The organism is Massilia norwichensis (genome assembly GCF_024753245.1).
Taxonomy (GTDB): domain Bacteria; phylum Pseudomonadota; class Gammaproteobacteria; order Burkholderiales; family Burkholderiaceae_D; genus Telluria; species Telluria norwichensis.
In genome coordinates this window covers 120,050-139,250 of the sequence record NZ_JANUGX010000004.1, presented here as the reverse complement: position 1 = coordinate 139,250, position 19,201 = coordinate 120,050, and the positions used below count along the sequence as shown (strand labels likewise).

Here is a 19,201-nt window from a genome sequence, read left to right as displayed (position 1 = left end):
CACAAAGGACTGGCATGAACCTGCAACAAGAGCGTCTTGCCTCGCTCGACGCGTTCCGCGGCTTCACGATCGCGGCGATGGTATTGGTGAATAATCCGGGCGACTGGGCCCATCTGTACCGGCAGCTCGAGCACGCGGCCTGGGACGGCTGGACGTTCACCGATACCATCTTCCCGTTTTTCCTGTTCATCGGCGGCGTGTCGATGGCCCTGTCGCTCGGGCGCCTGGCCGAGGCCGGCGCCGACAAGCCGGCCCTGCTGCGCAAGCTGGCCTGGCGCGCGCTGCTGATCTTCCTGATCGGCTTCACGCTCAACCTCATCCCGAACTTCAACCTGGCCACCGTGCGTATTCCCGGCGTGCTGCAACGCATCGCCCTGTGCACGCTGCTGGCGGCGCCGATCGTGGTCTACCTCGGCTGGTGCGCCCAGCTGGCCATCATCGCCGGACTGCTGGCACTGTATTCGGTGCTGATGCTGTACGTGCCTGTGCCCGACGCCGAGGGCATCTGGCACACCGGCAGCCTGGCGCCGGGACAGGATTTCGGCGCCTTCGTCGACCGCTTGCTGCTCGATGGGCACCTGTGGGCGAAAGCCAGGACCTGGGACCCCGAGGGGCTGACCAGCACGCTGCCGGCCCTGTGCAGCCAGCTGGCCGGCGTGCTGGCGGGACGCTGGCTGCGCACCGAGGTCACGCGCGGCGAGCACACCGTGTGGCTGCTGCTCGGCGGGCTGGCCTGCCTGGCGGTGGGCAGCATCTGCGACGCGCTCGTCATGCCGATCAATAAAAGCCTGTGGACGCCGTCCTACGCGATCTGGATGACCGGCTGGGCCTTGCTGGCTTTCGGCACCTTTTATTGGCTGCTCGACGCCAGCCCCGACGCCGGCCTGCGCGCGCGGGCGCGGCGCTGGAGCAAGCCCTTCCTGATCTATGGGATGAATGCGCTGTTCATCTTTGCGTTCTCGGGCCTGGTGGCGAAGATGCTCGGCTTCATCAAGCTCCAGCAGGCGGATGGCAGCATGCTCTCGCTCGGCAAGATGCTGTACGCGCCGATCGCATCGCTGCCGATCTCGGCCGTCAACGCTTCGCTGCTGCACGCGCTGCTGTTCGATGCCTGCATGTTCGCTGTCGCCTGGTACATGTGGCGCAAGAAGTGGTTCGTGAAGGTCTAGGCGCACGGACGAGAATTCCGTTTGCACATTCGTCCATCCTGTCTCACAATCTGAATGAGAACCATTCTCGTTGAAGATCAAGGAGGATTTATGGACGACGATTTCCTGGACGACACCCCCGCATCCGGCACGCCGAGCACCCGTCACGCGCTGCTGGTGGCGGCCTTGTTGCACCTGATGTCGCAATACACGATGCGCAGTGCCGTCTCCGAGGGGGAAGGACCGTGCCTGAAGCTGGCTGCGGTGATCGAACGCCACCTCGACGCCCTGGCGCGCCTGCCGGATGCCGAGCCGGTCCTTCGCGCGACCTGCGAGCAGCTGCGCGCCAAGTGGGTGGAGCTGGTCGACAGCCGCCTGCCGGCGCCGGTCAAGCGGCCGCTGCTGGCGCGCATCCTGCGCCCGGGAAGTTTCAAGGGGCCGGTGCTGGCGCAGTCTTCTTATTTGGGCCGATAGAGCGCGCAGAGCTTGTGGCCGTCGGGATCCTTCGTGCCGATCATTACGTGACTGAACATATCGTCTCCTTTGTCGAGGGTAGAGTCTCATCATAGCGCCGCAACGAACGACTGACTCTTCGCTGGCACCACGAACGTGGAGCGCCGATTCGACATGCTACAGTAGGCGCATGCCAGATTCCCGACAGTATCCGACTACGCCGGACGGCCGCTATTTCGTCGTGCGCGGCCGCCTGTGGCGCACCAGTAACCCGGCGCTCCCGCCGGAGGTCCGGCAGGCATGGGTCGACAAGCTGATGCGGGCGCGCCGCCAGGTGGGCTTGGCGAAGAAGGCCGGCGATGCGCAGGCCGAGCACGAGGCCCGCGCGGCGGTCGACGAAGCCAAGCGGGCGCTGGGCGAGCGCGGGCCGGTGTGGTGGACGGACGGGGCGCCGGATTTCAACCGGAAGATGGCGGCGAATACGCCTTACGCCGAGTGGTTCGCCGCGCTGCCGGCGAAGGCTTAGCCGATTCGCCGCTCGCCCCGGAAGCGCTGGATCGCCGCATTCACCATCCCCTCGCAGCTGCCCTGGCGTTCGTACTGTCCGCGCAGGATGCTCGCATCGCTGCCATCCGAGGCCGCGGAAGCCAGGTGCAGCAGCGCCTCGACGCTGCCCAGCGCCTGCGCATGCGGTTCCATCAGGTCGAGGGTGGCAAGGATGTCCTCGCGCAGCGGAATCTGGTCGTAGGTTTTCGGATGGGTGATCACGCCATCGAGCCCGAAGCGGGCGGCCTGGAAGCGGTTGTAGTTGTAGACCAGGTAGTCGTCTTCCAGGGGCGCGTCCTCGGCCGAACCCAGGTTCCGGCGCTCCAGCAGATGCCGGCAAATCGCCTGCAAATAGGCCGCCAGCGCCGCTGCCCGTTCCACCGTCAGCGGCGTGTCGCAGACGCGCAGCTCGATCGTGCCGTACTCCGGCTTGGGACGCAGGTCCCAGTAAAAATCCTTCATGCTCTTGATGATGCGGGTGCGCTCCATCTTCGCGAAGTACACCTTGGCGAAGCTCTCCCAGTCCAGGATGAAGGGCGCGCGGCCGCTCAGCGGGAAGGCGCTGACGGAGTTCAGGCGCGCCGATTCGAAGCCGGAATCGTGGCCCTGCACGAAGGGCGATGAGGCGGACAGCGCGATGAAATGCGGGAGGTAGCGCGACAGCGCGTGCAGCAGGTAGAGCGCGTCGTCGCCGTGGGCGCAGCCGATGTGCACGTGCTGGCCGAACACCGTGAACTGCTTGGCCAGGTAGCCGTACAGCGTCGACAGTTCCTGGTAGCGCGGCTTGGAGGAGATGCGCTGCTCCGACCAGTGCTGGAAAGGATGGGTGCCGCCGCCGGCGATGCCGATGTTGAGCTGGTCGCTGGCGGCGACCAGGGTATCGCGGATCTCGACCAGCTCGGCCAGCAGCGGCTTGTAATGGGTCTGCACGCTCGAGTTAATCTCGATCATGCTCTCGGTGATCTCCGGCGTCACGTTGCCGGGGAAGGGCTTGCGCTTCAGGAGGTGCAGCAGATCGGGGCTGGCCGGGGTCAGGTCGAAGTCCGACAGGCTGACCAGCTGCAGTTCGAGTTCGACCCCGAAGGTCAGGGGTTCGGATTGGGCAAAGGCTTCAAGCGGCATGGCGCGGCTCCGGGGCTTCGCGTGCCCAGACCAGCGCACGCTGCAGGATGATGGGTCCGAACACTTCGAGCAGCATGGTGACCGCGGCGATCGCGCGCAGCTCGTCCACCACCTGCACGCCGGCGTGGCGGGCGTGCTCGAGCAGCAGGATCACGAACACCGACAAGGGCGCCAGCGCGACCCCGGTCAGCGCGCCCTTGCGCCAGGAGATGCCGGCCAGGTGGGCGAAGGCCATCACGCCCAGGATCTTGGTGGCCAGGCGCGCCAGCACCAGCGCGACCGCCATCGCACCGCCGGCAACGATCTTCTGCCAGTCCAGCGTCGAGGCGGCAAACACGAACAGCACCACGGTCAGCAGCTCGCCGAGCGCGCCGAAGTTGCGTTGCGCCTGGCTGAAGGCGACGCGGCGGTGGCGCGCCATCAGGCCGAAGGCGAGCGCCGCGACCACCGGCGACAGCCCGAGCGTGTAGGTGACCGACACCAGCAGGATCACTGCCAGCGCGAAGGCGACGGTCGCATCCTGGGCCAGCTTGCCGAGCATGCGCAGCACCGCCGGTACGACCAGCCCGAACACCGCGCCGCTGAAGGAGGAAACCGCCAGCACCACCAGGCTGTTCCACAGTGCGTCGCCAACGTCTTCGGAGGTGCGGAAGATCCACAGCCCGACGCTGGCATTGAAGGCGAACACCGCCAGCACGCAGTTCAGCGCGCACAGGTGCAGGGCGCGCTCGGTCACCTGGCCGGAGCTCTTCTGTTCGTTGATCACGCGGACCACGGTGGCCGGCGAGGTCGCCATCGACAGCGAAGCCAGCATCATCGCATTGATGCCGCCCACGCCAAAGGCGGTGGCGATCAGGTAGACGGCGATGAAGGTGAGCAGGGCCTCGGCCAGCCCGGACACGCCGATCCAGGGATTGGTGCGCAGCCAGCGCAGGTTGATGCGGTAGCCGAGCTCGAACAGGATCAGGCCGAAGGCGACGTCGGCCAGCAGCAGCACGGTGCCGGCCTCGGGCCGCGGCAGCACGCCCGACTGGGGCGCGGCCAGCAGGAAGCCGACCAGGCCGTAGAAACTGATGCGCGGCAGGCCGGTCCAGCGCTGCCCGAACTCGCCGGCCAGCCATGCCAGCGTGATCGCGACGGGCCAGGACAGACTGCTCAGGATCGCCAACAGGTCCTGCATGCGAACTCCTTATCAAAATTGCATGATGTGTGAGCCGATTCTACAAGAGGGTTTCATGCGCACGATTGCGTGTAGGAGGAGTGGAAGAGGTGGGTAGAAGAGGTGGCCATACCCGTCGGGGTACAATGGCGGAATGACCGAATCGCAACACACCCCGCTGGAAAATCCCGCGCCGCCAGCCGCCGTCCGCGCTCCCATCCGTCTCGTTTCCCAAGTGCTGACCTGCCTGGTGTTCTGCCTGATCGCCGCGCCCATCATTTATTTCAGCCGTCCCGAGCCGCTGACGCTGTTTTCCCGGCCTGCCGGGCCGCTGACCCAACTGCTGGTCGGCCAGGTGCTGGCGCTGATTGCCGGCGCCGGGTCCTGGCTGATGTTCAAACTGACCGCCAGCTCTGCGTCCAGCGGGCGCACGATCGAGAGCTACGCGCGGCTCGATCTCCGCGGCCTGAATCCGCTGTGGATCAGCTTCGCCGCCGCCATCGGCGAAGAGATGCTGTTCCGCGCGGCGCTGCAGCCGCTATTGGGCGTGTGGGTCGTCTCGCTGCTGTTCCTGCTGACGCACGTGCCGGCGTACCGCTTCCGCAAGCTCGACGGCGCAACGATCGCGCAGGCGGCCGGCGTGTTCGGCGGCAGCGTGGTGCTGGGCTTCGTGTTCGAGTACGTGGGCTTGCTGGCGGCGATGCTGGTGCATGCCTGGATCGATATCGTGGGCTTGTTGATCGTGCGGCGTGCGATCCAGACGCGCAAGGGGTGACGTAATGCGTGGGCGGGGGCCGCCCACCCTACCGTAGGGTGGGCACCCGTGCCCACGATGCATCATTTGCTCAACAGCCGCATCGCCCGTTCCAGCCCATCTATCGTCACCGGAAACATCCGGTTATTCATGATCTGCCGGATCACCGCAATCGACTGCCGGTACTGCCACAGGCTTTCCGGCTCCGGGTTCAGCCAGGCGAATTTCGGGAAGTGCTGGCAGAAGCGCGCCAGCCATTCGGCGCCGGCTTCCTCGTTGTTGTACTCGACCGAACCGCCCGGCACCAGCACCTCGTAAGGGCTCATGGTGGCGTCGCCGACGAAGATCACGCGCGTGTCGGGCGGGTACTTGCGCAGCACGTCCCAGGTCGGGAAGCGCTCCGTGTGGCGGCGCCGGTTGTTCTTCCACAGGTAGTCGTAGACGCAGTTGTGGAAGTAGAAGAACTCGAGGTTCTTGAATTCGGTCTTCGCCGCCGAGAACAGCTCCTCGGTGCGCTCGATGTGGTCGTCCATGCTGCCGCCGACATCCATCAGCATCAGCACCTTGATGCGGTTCTTGCGCTCCGGCTGCATCTTGATGTCGAGCCAGCCGGCGTTGTTGGCGGTCGAGCGGATCGTGTCGTCCAGCGCCAGTTCTTCGGCCGCACCGGTCCGCGCGAAGCGGCGCAGGCGGCGCAGCGCCACCTTGATGTTGCGGACGCCCAGTTCGCGCTCGCCATCGTAATCCTTGTACTCGCGCTGCTCCCACACCTTCACTGCGGTGCGGTTGCGTGATTTGCCGCCGATGCGGATGCCTTCCGGATTGGTGCCGCCGTTGCCGAAGGGGGAGGTGCCGCCGGTGCCGATCCATTTATTTCCGCCTTCGTGGCGCTCCTTCTGCTCCTTCAGCAGTTCGGCCAGGCGGCTCATCAGCTTGTCGTAGCCGAGCTTTTGCAGTTCGGCCTTCTGTTCGGGCGTCAGCTCGCGCTCCAGGCGCTGGATCAGCCAGTCGAGCGGGATCTCCGCTTTGCTGTCGAACACCGTCTCGATGCCCTTGAAATACAGGCCGAAGGCCTTGTCGAACTTGTCGAAGTGGGCCTCGTCCTTCACCAGCGTCAGGCGCGCGAGGTAGTAGAACTCGTCGAGCGAGGGCGCGATCACGTTCTTCTGCAGCGCTTCGAGCAGGGTCAGGAATTCCTTGATCGTGACCGGGACCTTCGCGTCACGCAGGGTAAAGAAGAAATCAATCAGCATGCCTGCTCAACCGGTAGTGCAACTGCGATTTGATCTCGGGCCACTCGCCGCGCAGGATGCTGTACATGACGGTATCGCGCACGGTGCCGTCGCGGCGCAGCGCGTGGTGGCGGATCACGCCATCCTTCTTCGCGCCCAGGCGCTCGATGGCGGCCTGCGAAGCGTGGTTGAAGTTATCGGTGCGCAGGCCGACCACCGCGCAGCCCAGGGTGTCGAAGGCGTGCGAAAGCAGCAGCAGCTTGCAGCTGGTGTTGACGTGGCTGCGCTGGCTGCTCCTGGCGTACCAGGTGTAGCCGATCTCGACGCGGTCGACGGCGGGCAGGATGTCGTGGTAGCTGGTCGAACCGATCACCTGGCCGCTCGTCACGTCGACCACCGCGAAGGCGATCCGGTTATCCGTCTCCAGCGCGGTGCGCACGTATTGTTCGGTCTCGTGCGGCGCCGGCACCGAGGTGATGCGCAGATTCCACAGCTCGCCGTCCGCCGCGGCGGCGCGCAGGCCGTCGACGTGGTGCAGCGCCAGCGGTTCCAGGCGCACGCCGTTGAATTCGAGCGTGACCGGATCGACGCGGATCATCGGTTGTGCCTCGCCATCGCCACCAGGCGCTCGAACAGGTGCACGTCCTGCTCGTTCTTCAGCAGGGCGCCGTGCAGCGGCGGCACGATGGTCTTCGCATCCTGGCTGCGCAGCGCCTCGACCGGGATGTCCTCGGCCAGCAGCAGTTTCAGCCAGTCGAGGAATTCGGAGGTCGACGGCTTCTTCTTGAGGCCCGCCACCTCGCGCAGCTGGTAGAAGTTTTCCAGCGCGGCGGCAAGCAGTTCCTGCTTCAGGTTCGGGTAGTGGACCTTGACGATTTCCGCCATCGTCTCGCGGTCCGGGAATTTGATGTAGTGGAAGAAGCAGCGGCGCAGGAAGGCGTCCGGCAGTTCCTTCTCGTTGTTCGAGGTGATGATCACCAGCGGGCGGTGCCTGGCGACCACCATCTCGCGCGTTTCGTACACATAGAACTCCATGCGGTCGAGTTCGCGCAGCAGGTCGTTCGGGAATTCGATGTCGGCCTTGTCGATCTCGTCGATCAGCAGCACCACCGGTTCCGGCGCCGTGAAGGCCTGCCACAGCACGCCCTTGACAATGTAGTTATGGATGTCGCGCACGCGCTCGTCGCCCAGTTGCGAATCGCGCAGGCGCGACACGGCGTCGTATTCGTACAGGCCCTGTTGGGCCTTGGTGGTCGACTTGATGTGCCACTGCAGCAGCGGCATGCCCAGCGCCGCCGCCACTTCTTCCGCCAGCATGGTCTTGCCGGTGCCGGGTTCGCCCTTGATCAGCAGCGGGCGGGCCAGGGTGAGGGCGGCGTTGACGGCCAGTTTCAGGTCATCGGTGGCGACGTAGTTGTCGCTGCCTTCGAAGCGTTGGGAAGCGTGCATGGGCGTTTGCGGGGCGGTATGGAAATGCAAAGAAGTATATGCCACTTGCTTCAGCCACGCTGAATTGTTGCTTTGTAGACTGAGCCATGTTCTTCATATAGAATCGGCTCTTCGTAGTACAAATGCTAAGTTTTTGTGCAGTTGCGGTATTCGATTCAACCTTACGATTCCCAATCATGAAAAAACCGTTAGCAGTACTGATGTTTGCCGCAGCTGCCAGTGCGGCCGGCGCGGCCAGCGCAGCCGACATCGTCGCCAACCCGAAGGCTGCGCCGAACAAGATCGAACAATGTATCGGCTGCCACGGCATCCCCGAATACAAGACCGCCTTCCCCGAGGTCTACCAGGTGCCGATGATCGGCGGCCAGTCCGCCAAATACATCGAAGCCGCCCTGCAGGCCTACAAGAAGGGCGACCGCAAGCATCCGCAGATGACCCCGACCGCCCGCGTGCTGTCGGACCAGGACATCGCCGATATCGCCGCGTACTATGCGCAGCAGTCCAGCGCCACGCCCAACAAATAAGCCGGGGACACCATGCATAAACTCATCCTTGCCCTGTCCTGCGCGGCGGCCCTGTCCGCATCCGGCGCTGCCTTCGCCGGCGGCGACACCTCGCGCGGCGCCGAGCTGGCCAAGAAGTACAACTGCGCGTCCTGCCACGGCGCCGACTACAAGACCCCGATCGACCCGAGCTATCCGAAGCTGGCCGGCCAGCACGCGGACTACCTGGTCCACGCGCTGAACGCCTACAAGCGCGGCGACAAGGTCATGAACGGCCGTAACAACCCGATCATGGCCGGCATGGCCCAGCCGCTGTCGGACCGCGACATGGTCGACATCGCGGCTTATCTGCAAAGCCTGCCGGGGCCACTGGTCGTTCGCAAATAAGTCCGAGCTAGTAAAATAGCGGTCTCTCTGGTCCGCCGGTTCACGCTGGCGGACTTTGTTTTTTTCGGAGTCCGCCTTGTCCACTGTCTCACCTACCCACATCAAGACCAACCTGCTGAGCGGCCTGACGGTCGCGCTGGCGCTGGTCCCCGAAGCCATCGCCTTTGCGCTGGTGGCCCACGTGTCGCCGCTGACCGGCCTGTATGCCGCGGTGCTGGTGTCTTTCATTACCTCGGCCTTCGGCGGCCGCCCCGGCATGATCTCCGGCGCCGCCGGTGCGCTGGCCGTGGTCATGGTCGCGCTGGTCGTGCAGCACGGCGTGCAGTACCTGTTCGCCGCCATCGTCCTGATGGGTGTGCTGCAGATCCTGTTCGCGTTGGCCCGGCTCGGCAAATTCATCCGCATGGTGCCGCACCCGGTCATGCTGGGCTTCGTGAACGGGCTGGCGATCGTGATCTTCGTCGCCCAGTTCGAGCATTTCAAGACCAGCGGCGGCTGGATGAGCGGCCCGCAACTGTGGACCATGCTCGGCCTGGTGGCGCTGACGATGGCGATCATCTATGTCACGCCCAAGATCACCAAGGCGGTGCCGGCCACGCTGGTCGGCATCGTCGTGGTGGCGCTGCTGGCGCACTTCCTGCACATCGACACCAAGACGGTCGGCGAACTCGGTTCGATCGCCGGCGGCTTGCCTGACTTCCACGTGCCCGACGTGCCCTTCAACCTGGAGACACTGCGCATCGTGTTCCCGTACTCGCTGGTGCTGGCCGGCGTCGGCCTGATCGAGACCCTGCTGACGCTGACCCTGATCGACGAGATCACGGACACCCGCGGCCAGCCGAACCGCGAGAGCATGGCGCAAGGCGCGGCCAACATCGTCACCGCGCTGTTCGGCGGCATGGGCGGCTGCGCGATGATCGGGCAGAGCATGATCAACGTCGGCAACGGCGCCACCGGCCGCCTGTCGGGCATCGCTGCCTCGCTGTTCCTGCTGTCGTTCATCCTGTTCGGCTCCAGCGTCATCGAGCAGATCCCGCTGGCCGCGCTGATCGGCGTGATGTTCGTGGTCTGCGAGAAGACTTTCGAGTGGGGCACGTTCCGCCTGTTCGGCAAGGTGCCGCGCGCCGACGCGCTGGTGATCGTGCTGGTGGCCGGCGTGACCCTGGTGTTCAACCTGGCCACCGCGGTGGTGGTCGGGGTGATCGTCTCGGCGCTGGTGTTCGCCTGGCAGCACGCCAAGCGGATCGGCGTGTCGACCCGTATCGATGAGCAGGGCTGGAAGGTCTACGAGCTGGAAGGCACGCTGTTCTTCGCTTCAAGCGCGAATTTCCAGGAACTGTTCGCGCCGAAGGAAGATCCGCAGGACGTCGTGGTCGAGTTCCGCCGCGCGCGCGTGGTCGACCATTCGGCGATCCAGGCCATCGATGCGCTGGCGGAGCGCTACCGCAGCGTCGGCAAGCGCCTGCACCTGCGGCACCTGAGCCCCGACTGCCGCTCCTTGCTGGAGCGCGCGAAGGACATGATCGAAGTCAGCCTGCCGGAAGACCCGCGCTACCGCGTGGCCGACGACAAGCTGGACTGAGGTCCTAGCGGACGCGGCGGCGCACGCAGTCGATGTAGGCCTCCGCATCCGGCGGCAAGCCGCTGCGCTGGGAGGTCCAGATCATCTCGCCCAGGCATTCCATGATCTCGTGGTGGGCATCGTGCTCGCCGATGCGGGCGGCCAGCGCGTCGTGCGCGGCCTTGATGCCGCGCGGCTGGTCGACCGAGACCTGCTCGACGATCGACAGGTGCATCGACAGGTGCAGGAAAGGATTCGGCTGGCCGCCTTCGACCGAATAGTCGCGCGCCACGGCCTCGTCGGCATCCATCAGGGCGTCGTGGTATTCGGGATGCTGGTCGATCCAGTCGGCCGCGATCGCGTCCATCGGCGTCAGGATCTCGCCGGCGCGGCGCTTGCGCCAGGCTTCGCAGAAGAAGCGGCGCACATCGTTGGAAGAAGGTGTGAACATGCGCCCATTGTAGCGCGCCGGCGTTTTCGGCGCCGGCGGCCGGACCGCTGTTGCCGGTCCGGCCACATTGTGCGCAGGGCTTACGGGGCCGCGGCGGGCGCAGGGGCAGGCGCCGCCGGCGCTGCCGCCGGACGCGCCGGACCGCATTCGGCGCGCAGGGTCGCCAGCAGGGCGTCGGCCTGGGCTTTCTCGTCGCGCGCCGCATGCCATTCGCGCATGTACGCATTGGCCATGCAGGTGCGTGCGCGGGCAGCCTGCTTGTCGTCCGCCGCGCTCTTCAGCAGGCCGCTGGCATCGAGCTTGCCAAGGTAGAACTCGGTGATCGGCTCCGGCCAGTTATCGTTGCGCTGTCTCTTGATGCTGGCTTCCAGCTCGGTCTTCGCCAATGCGGCATCGCCTTTGCGCACGCGGGCGTTGTACAACCACAGCGTGCCGAAGTGCTCGGCCGGCAGTTGGTCGAGGGCGGCGCGCAGTTTCGGGATCGCCTCGTCGAGTTTTCCGGCCTGCATCTGCTGGCGGCCGAGCACCAGATTGGCGTTCGGCTGGCCGGCGGCAGCGGCCTTTTCCAGCCAGGACTGGGCCTGCTTCGGATCGCGCGGGGTGCCGCGGCCGGTGTTGAGCATGGTCGCCAGCGCGTATTGCGCATCGGCGTTGCCGCCGTCGGCCTCCTGCACGATCCACGGCTCGAGGCCGGCACCGCGCTTGAAGATCTCGCCGCCGAGGTAAGCCAGGTAGACCTTGCGCTGACTCATCGCGAACAGCACGCGGTGGGTGCGCAGGAAGTCCTGGCCCAGCAGGAGTTCGCCCTGGACTTCGCTCTGGGCATCGACCACGCCGAGTCTGACGTCCTTGATGAGCTCACCGCCGATCTGCACCGATTGCACCGGCGCGCTCCAGTTTGCCGCGCGGTCCGAGCCGATGCCGCCGCTGTCGGCGAGCCGGGTGACGTCCGTGCTTTTGACATCGATGCCCAGCCGTTTGGCGCCGCGCAGGGTCAGGAAGCTGCTCGACGCGCCGGTGTCGATGAAGGCGTCCAGCTCCTTGCCGTTGACGAGCACCGTGAAGTGCGGGTTCGGACTGGTGCTGCGGGTGAACTCGAAGGGCACGCTGACCGCATCTTCCTTCCAGTAGTTGAGCGGGGTGTCGCGGTCGCAGTTCTGCGGGCGGAAGAACTTCATGCGCTTGGCGCGCAGGTCGAATTCCAGGTCGGCCTGCAGCAGGAAGGGGGCGCCGACGATGGCGTCGTAGGCCGGCGTGAACGAGGTCTCGCCGATCACGTACAGGTCGATGCGCTTGCGCTGGCTCTTCACCGGGCCGATCGCGAAGTCGCCGATGCGCGCCGCGTACAGGCGCGAGGAACCGCCAATGCCGTCCACGTACCGGCCCGTCATGTGCATGACCAGGTCGCGCTTGAGGACAGCGTTCATGGTCAGCGACGTGTCGAAGGCGCCGGTATCGACCAGCATCACGGCCGGCGCGCCGTCGATCATGCCGTCGACCGCCGGCACCAGGCTCGGGCCGGCATACTTGAGCGGCATGTCGGCCACTTCGACGTAGGTGCACTTCTGCGCCGGCGTATCGGCGGCCCGTGCCATCGGGTTCAGGAGCAGCGTGGAAGCCACGACGGCGCACAGCGCCAGCGGGTATTTTTTCATGTCGGTCTGGTTCATGGGTTATCGGTGCCGCAATCCTGTTCGGAAGCTGGCGGGGTGCCGGCCAGCGCTGCCTCGCGCTCGGCGATGTAGAGTTTGGCCTGGCAGGTCTGGATGTTTGCGCGCTGCTCGTTGCGGGCGGCTGCGGCCAGCAGGGTCGCGGCGTCGCTGCGGCCGAGGTAGTAGTCGGCAATCGGGCCCGGCCAGGCATTGTCCGTACTGCGTGCGAAGGTGGCCTGCAGTTCGCGCTCGCCGGTTTCGCGCGCGCCGGTGCGCACGCGTGCCAGGTAGAGCAGCAGCGCGCCGTAGCGCTCCGCCGGCAGCTTGTCGAGCGCAGGCTTGATGCTGGCGATGGCGCCGGTCGCATTGCCGGTGGCCAGCAGCTCGCGCCCGAGCAGCAGCCCGGCTTGCGGGTGACCCTGCGCGGCGGCCTTGGCCAGCCATTCCCCGGCAAGCCGCGGGTCGCGCGGCACGCCCTTGCCGGTGCGGTAGTGCTGCGCCATCACCAGTTGCGCATCCGGATTGCCGTCCTCGGCTTCCTTGCGGACCCAGGGTTCGATCGGCTGGCGCTTGCCGAACACGTCGCCGCCTGTGTACGAAATGTAGATCTTCTTCTGGCCCATGGCGAACAGCACGCGGTGCGCGCGCAGGAAATCGTCGCCGATCAGGACGTCGATGTCGAGCTGGCCGCGGGTGTCCATGATGTCGATCTCGGCATCGCGGATGATCTCGTCGCCGATCTTGAAGCTCGCTACCTTGGTACGCCAGTTCGCGATGTGGCGTTCGCCGACACCGATGCTGACGCCATTGGCGATCGTCTCCGGTCCGTCGAGGCGGATGCCGATGCGCTGCGCCGCGCGCGAGTCGATTGCGGTACGACCGGCGCCGCTGTCGATGATGGCTTGCAGCTTCTGGCCATTGATCTCGATCGTGAAAGGCGGGTTGACCGCGAACTGGCCGGTGACGTTCCGCTCGAACGGGATCACGACTGCATTCTTGTCCCAGTAGGCCAGCCAGGCGCTGTCGCAGCCGATCGGTTTGAAGAAGCGCATCTGCTTTTCCGGCACCGACAATTCCATGTCGGTTTGCAGCAGGAAGGGCGCGCCGACCGCGGCTTCGAACCAGGGCGGTGTGCCGGTATCGCCGACCACTTTCAACCAACCCTTGCTGGATTTGGCGGGGCCGGCCGCGAAATCGTCGACCCTGGTCGTGTACACGGTCGACATGCCGCCGACACCCTGGATCCGCTCGGCGGTGGGCCGCAGCTTCAGGCCGCGTTTCTCGGTACCGGTACGGGTCAGGTAGGTCTGGCTGAAGCCGGTGTCGGCCAGCATCACTGCCGGCGTGCCATTGATCGTGCCTTCCATCGTGATGCCGAGCGAAGGCCCGGTGTAGTGGAGCGGCACCTTGGCCAGTTGCACATACTGGCAGGCAGATTTATCGTCGGCGCGCGCGGCGCCGGTAAAAAGAACGCCGGCGGCGCCGAGCGCCAGCAACTTGCCGAGTAGTGAGTTCATGTAAATGATTCTACAGCGCAAGCTTGTAAATATAGCAAGCAAAAGAATGCAAAAAGGCGAGCGTGTCGATTGCACAACACGTTCGCCTCTTCAGTTGTTGCTTTTACGCTACTAAAACTACTCTTTGTCGCGCACCATCACCAGTTTGGAGCTGCCGGCGGCATCGGCGATGGCCTTGCTGGCCGCCACCACCGCCTTGCTGCTGGCATTCGCCACCTGCTTGTTGCCGCCGCCCTGGGCATTGCCGGCATTGCCGGCGTTGGCTGCGTTGCCACCGCCATTGCCGCCATTGTTTCTTTCCTGGCTGCGGCGCTCGTGCGGCTGGCGCAGGTAGCGCGAGGTATGGCGGCGTTCGCCCTGGCCATTGGCTGGCCAGGTCAGGAAACGCGACAACTCCTGCAGCGCGCGCTGGTAGACCTCGCGCTTGAACTCGATGACCACGTCCAGCGGCACCCAGTAGTCGTGCCAGCGCCAGGCGTCGAACTCGGGATGGTCGGTCAGGCGCAGGTTGACGTCGTTGTCGCGCGCGACCATGCGCAACAGGAACCAGATCTGCTTCTGGCCGCGGTAGTGGCCGCGCACTTCGCGCTTGATGAAGTGGTCCGGCACTTCGTAGCGCAGCCAGTCGCGGGTGCGGCCCACGATCTTGACGTGCTCCTGGCGCAGGCCGATCTCTTCTTCGAGCTCGCGGTACATTGCCTGTTCCGGCGTCTCGCCGTATTTGATACCCCCTTGCGGAAATTGCCAGGAGTGCTCGCGCACCCGTTTGCCCCACCACACCTCGTTGTTGGCGTTCAGCAGGATGATGCCGACGTTGGGTCGGAACCCTTCACGATCGAGCATGATTCACCTCGAAACTTTCTGCCGGCCTTGGTCTCTCTCTTATATTTTTACTTACGGATCCGGTGAACCTTAGGTATGTCTGCCGTTAACTCGCGTCGGAACAACGGCATGCACCACTTCTTTCGGAGCCATTTGTACAAAGATTGGATGCATCGGCCAGCTAATCCTTTAAAATTAGGTCGATTATAACCCTCTCTTTTTAAAAAGAATTCATCGATATGCGCGCCTCACGATTTTTTATTTCAACGCTCAAAGAAGCGCCTTCCGACGCCGAGATCGTCAGCCACAAGCTGATGATGCGGGCCGGGATGATCAAGCGCCTTGGTTCCGGCATCTATACGTATATGCCGCTGGGCCTGCGCGTGATCCGCAAAGTCGAGGCCATCATCCGTGAAGAAATGAACAAGGCCGGCGGGATCGAGCTGCTGATGCCCCTGGTACAGCCGGCCGAACTGTGGCAAGAAACCGGCCGCTGGGACAAGATGGGGCCGGAACTGCTGCGCCTCAAGGACCGCCATGGCCGCGACTTCGCGCTGCAGCCGACCTCCGAGGAAGTCGTGACCGACGTCGTGCGCAGCGAGATCAAGAGCTACCGCCAGCTGCCGCTGAACTTCTATCACATCCAGACCAAGTTCCGCGACGAGCGCCGTCCGCGCTTCGGCCTGATGCGCGGCCGCGAGTTCACCATGAAGGACGCCTACTCCTTCGACCGCGACGTCGAAGGCATGCAGGCGTCGTACCAGACCATGTTCGATGCCTACGTGAAGATCTTCAGCCGCTTCGGCCTGAAGTTCCGCGCGGTCGCCGCCGACAACGGCGCGATCGGCGGCACCGGCTCGCACGAATTCCACGTCATCGCCAGCACCGGCGAAGACGCGCTGGTCTACTGCCCGACCTCGGATTACGCCGCCAACATGGAAGCGGCCGAAGCACCGGCCCTGATCGCAGCACGCGGTGCTGCCACCCAGGAGCTGACCAAGGTCTCGACCCCGAAGACCACCAAGTGCGAAGACGTCGCCAAGCTGCTCGGCATCGAGCTGTCGCAGACCGTGAAGTCGATCGCGCTGACGGTCGAGAACAAGGACGAGCATGGCGTCGTGAGCTCGAAGGAAAACTGGCTGCTGCTGCTGCGCGGCGACCATGAACTGAACGAAGTGAAGGTCTCGAAGGTCCCGGGCCTGAAGGACTTCCGCTTCGCCAGCGAAGGCGAAATCCTGGAAGCCTACGGCAGCAAGCCGGGCTACCTGGGTCCGATCAATACCAAGCAACCGGTCAAGATCGTGGCCGACCGCACCGTCGCCAACATGGCCGATTTCGTGTGCGGCGCGAACGAAGAGGAATACCACCTGACTGGCGCGAACTGGGGCCGCGACGTCGCCGAGCCGCTGGTGGCCGACCTGCGCAACGTGGTCGAAGGCGATGCTTCGCCGGACGGCAAGGGCGTGCTGGCGATCGAGCGCGGCATCGAAGTGGGCCACGTGTTCCAGCTCGGCACCGCGTACTCCGCCGCCATGAACTGCGTCTACCTGGACGAGAAGGGCCAGCCGGCACCGATGCAGATGGGCTGCTACGGCATCGGCGTGACCCGCATCCTGGGCGCGGCGATCGAGCAGAATTTCGACGACAAGGGCATCATCTGGCCGGACGCGATCGCGCCGTTCGAACTGGTGCTGTGCCCGATGGGTTATGACCGCAGCGAACTGGTGAAGGCGGAGACCGACCGCCTGTACGCCGAGCTGCAAGCTGCCGGCATCGACGTCATCGTCGACGACCGCGGCCTGCGCCCGGGCGCCATGTTCGCCGACTGGGAACTGGTCGGCGTGCCGCACCGTGTGGTGATCGGCGAGCGCGGCCTCAAGGAAGGCAACCTGGAATACCAGGGCCGCCGCGATGCCGAGGCGAGCGCCGTTCCTGCCGCCGACATGGTCGCCTTCGTCAAAGGCAAACTGGGCAAGTGATGCTGGCCCGTTTTGTCCGCCAGGCTGCGGCCTGGCTCGGCTCTGCGCTGTTTGCGGCTGCACTGATGAGCAGTCCGGCGGCGCAGGCCGGCAACCAGAAGGAAGAAGCGCTGGCCGATTCGGTCCGGCTGGCGCTCGAACGGGCGATCCGCGACGGCCGCCCGCCGAAGCCGGTGTTCCGCGACGACACCGCACGCGCACGCTATCAACAGTGGTTCGATGCGATGTCGGCGCGCCTGAAGCGCCGCCTGCCGGACGACCAGGTCCGCACCGAGTTCCTCGAATCGGCCTGGTACGAAGCGACCCGCGCCGGCCTCGACCCGGGCCTGGTGCTGGGCCTGATCCAGGTCGAGTCGGCCTACCGCAAGTACGCGGTGTCGATCGTCGGCGCGCGCGGCTACATGCAGGTGATGCCGTTCTGGACCAAGGTGATCGGCGATTCGAACCGCCGCGCGCTGTTCGACATGCAGACCAACCTGCGCTACGGCTGCTCGATCCTGCGCATGTATATCGACATGGAAGGCGGCAACCTGTACCTGGCGCTGGGCCGCTACAACGGCAGCCGCGGCAGGCCGGAGTATCCGAATGCGGTGCTGGCGGCCTGGAAGAATTGGGATTTCAAGGCGGGTTCGACTGCCATCGCGTTGAATTGATTTTTTCACGGCGTAGGGCGGGCACCCTGTGCCCGCGTGCTACGCCCGCAACGCATCGACCAACTGCTGCGCGTGCCTCGGCAGCGCATCGAAACTCTTCACACAAATCGCCAGCTGCCGCAGCGACCACGCATCCACCAGCTCGAGCACCGCGATCTGCATCGTCTGCGCGCAGCGCCGCGCTGCCGGCTCGGGCACGATGCCGATCCCGACACCGGCCTCCACCATCCTGCATACCGCTTCGAAGCCGCGCAGGCGCACGCGCGCATGCAATGTGCGGCCGAGGCGCCGCGCCTGCAAATCCAGGTAGCTGGACAGGGCGCTGTCGGGCGCCAGGCCGACATGGTCGAGCGCGAGCAGGTCGACGAAGGCCAGCGGCCGGCCGTCCGGCGCCAGTTGCTGCGCCAGCGCCGGCGTCGCCACCGCCACCAGGCGGTCGAGGCGGAACGGAAAGCGCTCCAGCCCCGACAAATCGACCGCGTCCGTCAGGATGCCGATGTCCGCCGCGCCTTCGCGCATCGCCTTCGCTACTTCGTGGCTGGGGCGCTCCTCCAGCACGATGTCGACGTGGGTGTGGCGCGCCAGGAAGCCGGCCAGCGCATCCGGCAGATACTCGCTCAGCGAGGCGGTATTGCACAGCAGGCGCACGGTGCCCTTCAAACCTTCTGCATGGTCGCCCAGCTCGGCACGCATGCGCTGCAGCTGCTGGAACACCAGCCGCGCATGGCGCACCAGGGCTTCGCCGGCCGGCGTGGGCGCGACGCCGCGGCGCCCGCGCAGCAGCAGCGCCACGCCCAGCGTGTCTTCCATGCTCTGGATACGTTCGCTGCAGGCCGCCAGCGACAGGTGGGCGCGGCTGGCACCGCCGGTGATGCTGCCGGCTTCCACCACGTGCAGGAAGAGCTGCAGGTCGATCAGGTCGAATCGCATAATGTGTTCATTGTGCCTTCGGTATAGCCGAAGGCTGCTTGCGGCAATCCCTTATTCTGAACGCGTCCCGGATGGGGCAGAATCATCGGCATGGACGCTCTTGTTTCTATCTTACACGCCCACGAACCGGTCGAATTGTCCTTGATCTGCCTGGTGTTCGTACTCGCCGGCCTGGTCAAGGGCGTGGTCGGGCTCGGTTTGCCGACGGTCGCGGTCGGTCTGTTGGGGATGATGATGGCGCCGCGCGAAGCGGCCGCTTTATTGGTCGTGCCTTCGCTGGTGACGAATGTCTGGCAGTTGGCGGCCGGTCCCGCGGCAGGCGGCCTGGCGCGCCGGTTGTGGCCGATGCTGGCCGGGATCGCCGCCGGCACCCTCATCGGCGGCATGCTGCTGCCGGCCAGCGCATCCGCCGACGCCATCGCGGCCCTGGGCGGCGCCCTGATCATGTATGCGGCGGCCGGCCTGGCGTCCTTCACGCTGCACGTGCCGCCCAGCGGCGAGCGCGCCGCCTCGCCGGTGGTCGGGCTGGTCACCGGCGCGGTCACGGCCGCCACCGGGGTGTTCGTGATCCCGGCCGTGCCTTATCTGCAGGGCCTGAAGCTCGAGCGCGACATGCTGGTGCAGGCGCTCGGCCTGGCCTTCACCACCTCCACCGTCGCGCTCGCGGCTTCGCTGCTGCTGGCGGGGCAGTTCGAGATGCGGGCGGCCGGCCTGTCCTTCGTCGCGCTGGTGCCGGCGCTGGCCGGCATGATGCTCGGCCAGTGGATCCGCGAGCGCATCCGGCCGGCGCTGTTCCGCCGCTGCTTCTTCGTCGGCTTGCTGCTGCTGGGCGTACATTTGCTGCTGCGCCCATTCCTCGGCTAGACTGCCAGCTTTCCTCGTC

General features: G+C 65.6%; 20 protein-coding genes. 10 read left to right on the top strand and 10 right to left on the bottom strand.

The window, feature by feature from the left end; genetic code table 11:
• Positions 1-14 precede the first annotated feature (14 nt).
• The 3 genes from NX782_RS05200 to NX782_RS05190 all read left to right on the top strand — a co-directional run bounded on the left by NX782_RS05200 (position 15) and on the right by NX782_RS05190 (position 2,127).
• Complete coding sequence (locus NX782_RS05200; RefSeq protein WP_258844351.1) at positions 15-1,169, top strand: acyltransferase family protein; 1,155 nt, start codon at positions 15-17, stop codon at positions 1,167-1,169.
• 90 nt (positions 1,170-1,259) lie between these two features.
• Complete coding sequence (locus NX782_RS05195; protein WP_258844350.1) at positions 1,260-1,622, top strand: hypothetical protein; 363 nt, start codon at positions 1,260-1,262, stop codon at positions 1,620-1,622.
• A 169-nt stretch (positions 1,623-1,791) separates the two neighbouring features.
• Positions 1,792-2,127, top strand: coding sequence for a hypothetical protein (locus tag NX782_RS05190; RefSeq protein ID WP_258844349.1), 336 nt, complete (start codon positions 1,792-1,794; stop codon positions 2,125-2,127).
• On the opposite strand, the gene NX782_RS05185 is transcribed toward NX782_RS05190, so the two are convergent.
• Together NX782_RS05185 and NX782_RS05180 are read right to left on the bottom strand one after the other, a co-directional pair.
• Complete coding sequence (locus NX782_RS05185) at positions 2,124-3,269, bottom strand: YbdK family carboxylate-amine ligase (protein ID WP_258844348.1); 1,146 nt, start codon at positions 3,267-3,269, stop codon at positions 2,124-2,126. The genes NX782_RS05190 and NX782_RS05185 overlap by 4 nt on opposite strands.
• A complete protein-coding gene (locus tag NX782_RS05180) occupies positions 3,259-4,449 on the bottom strand; it encodes a cation:proton antiporter (RefSeq protein WP_258844347.1) in 1,191 nt (396 codons plus the stop codon). Before NX782_RS05180 ends, NX782_RS05185 begins: the two co-directional genes overlap by 11 nt.
• 133 nt (positions 4,450-4,582) lie before the next feature.
• On the opposite strand from NX782_RS05180, the gene NX782_RS05175 reads away from it, so the two are divergent.
• Entirely contained in the window at positions 4,583-5,203 is a 621-nt protein-coding gene (locus tag NX782_RS05175; RefSeq protein WP_258844346.1) for a CPBP family intramembrane glutamic endopeptidase, read from the top strand.
• A gap of 62 nt (positions 5,204-5,265) precedes the next feature.
• On the opposite strand, the gene NX782_RS05170 is transcribed toward NX782_RS05175, so the two are convergent.
• From NX782_RS05170 to NX782_RS05160, 3 genes are read right to left on the bottom strand one after another with little or no spacing between them, the layout of a single operon-like run.
• On the bottom strand, positions 5,266-6,435 hold the full coding sequence (locus tag NX782_RS05170; RefSeq protein WP_258844345.1) for a vWA domain-containing protein: 1,170 nt from the start codon (positions 6,433-6,435) through the stop codon (positions 5,266-5,268).
• Entirely contained in the window at positions 6,425-7,012 is a 588-nt protein-coding gene (locus NX782_RS05165) for a GNAT family N-acetyltransferase (RefSeq protein WP_258844344.1), read from the bottom strand. Before NX782_RS05165 ends, NX782_RS05170 begins: the two co-directional genes overlap by 11 nt.
• Entirely contained in the window at positions 7,009-7,863 is an 855-nt protein-coding gene (locus tag NX782_RS05160; RefSeq protein ID WP_258844343.1) for an AAA family ATPase, read from the bottom strand. The genes NX782_RS05165 and NX782_RS05160 overlap by 4 nt, the downstream gene beginning before the upstream one ends.
• A gap of 176 nt (positions 7,864-8,039) precedes the next feature.
• Between NX782_RS05160 and NX782_RS05155 the strand changes: the two genes are divergently transcribed.
• The 3 genes from NX782_RS05155 (at position 8,040) to NX782_RS05145 (ending at position 10,335) form a co-directional block, all read left to right on the top strand.
• Complete coding sequence (locus NX782_RS05155) at positions 8,040-8,387, top strand: c-type cytochrome (protein ID WP_258844342.1); 348 nt, start codon at positions 8,040-8,042, stop codon at positions 8,385-8,387.
• Between the two features lie 12 nt (positions 8,388-8,399).
• Positions 8,400-8,753 (top strand): c-type cytochrome, encoded by a 354-nt coding sequence (locus NX782_RS05150; protein ID WP_258844341.1) that lies wholly within the window; start codon positions 8,400-8,402, stop codon positions 8,751-8,753.
• Between the two features lie 76 nt (positions 8,754-8,829).
• On the top strand, positions 8,830-10,335 hold the full coding sequence (locus NX782_RS05145; RefSeq protein ID WP_258844340.1) for a SulP family inorganic anion transporter: 1,506 nt from the start codon (positions 8,830-8,832) through the stop codon (positions 10,333-10,335).
• 4 nt (positions 10,336-10,339) lie between these two features.
• Here NX782_RS05145 and NX782_RS05140 read toward each other — a convergent pair whose 3' ends face one another.
• From NX782_RS05140 to NX782_RS05125, 4 genes are all read right to left on the bottom strand, one after another.
• Positions 10,340-10,765 carry a DUF1841 family protein gene (locus NX782_RS05140; RefSeq protein ID WP_258844339.1) on the bottom strand — a complete coding sequence of 142 codons (426 nt, stop codon included), beginning with the start codon at positions 10,763-10,765 and terminating at the stop codon, positions 10,340-10,342.
• 80 nt (positions 10,766-10,845) lie between these two features.
• Entirely contained in the window at positions 10,846-12,435 is a 1,590-nt protein-coding gene (locus NX782_RS05135; protein WP_258844338.1) for a retroviral-like aspartic protease family protein, read from the bottom strand.
• The gene (locus tag NX782_RS05130; protein ID WP_258844337.1) at positions 12,432-13,934 is read right to left on the bottom strand and encodes an aspartyl protease family protein; all 1,503 of its coding nucleotides are present in this window, start codon (positions 13,932-13,934) and stop codon (positions 12,432-12,434) included. The genes NX782_RS05135 and NX782_RS05130 overlap by 4 nt, the downstream gene beginning before the upstream one ends.
• Before the next feature lie 117 nt (positions 13,935-14,051).
• Positions 14,052-14,777 carry an RNA pyrophosphohydrolase gene (locus NX782_RS05125; RefSeq protein ID WP_258844336.1) on the bottom strand — a complete coding sequence of 242 codons (726 nt, stop codon included), beginning with the start codon at positions 14,775-14,777 and terminating at the stop codon, positions 14,052-14,054.
• Positions 14,778-14,995: 218 nt separating this feature from the next.
• Here NX782_RS05125 and NX782_RS05120 point away from each other — a divergent pair, with 218 nt between their 5' ends.
• Together NX782_RS05120 and NX782_RS05115 are read left to right on the top strand one after the other, a co-directional pair.
• Positions 14,996-16,735, top strand: coding sequence for a proline--tRNA ligase (locus NX782_RS05120; protein ID WP_258844335.1), 1,740 nt, complete (start codon positions 14,996-14,998; stop codon positions 16,733-16,735).
• Positions 16,735-17,388 (top strand): lytic transglycosylase domain-containing protein, encoded by a 654-nt coding sequence (locus NX782_RS05115; RefSeq protein ID WP_370661764.1) that lies wholly within the window; start codon positions 16,735-16,737, stop codon positions 17,386-17,388. The genes NX782_RS05120 and NX782_RS05115 overlap by 1 nt, the downstream gene beginning before the upstream one ends.
• Before the next feature lie 39 nt (positions 17,389-17,427).
• Here NX782_RS05115 and NX782_RS05110 read toward each other — a convergent pair whose 3' ends face one another.
• Complete coding sequence (locus tag NX782_RS05110; RefSeq protein ID WP_258844334.1) at positions 17,428-18,318, bottom strand: LysR family transcriptional regulator; 891 nt, start codon at positions 18,316-18,318, stop codon at positions 17,428-17,430.
• Between the two features lie 90 nt (positions 18,319-18,408).
• Here NX782_RS05110 and NX782_RS05105 point away from each other — a divergent pair, with 90 nt between their 5' ends.
• Positions 18,409-19,182 (top strand): sulfite exporter TauE/SafE family protein, encoded by a 774-nt coding sequence (locus NX782_RS05105; protein ID WP_258844333.1) that lies wholly within the window; start codon positions 18,409-18,411, stop codon positions 19,180-19,182.
• Positions 19,183-19,201: the final 19 nt, after the last annotated feature.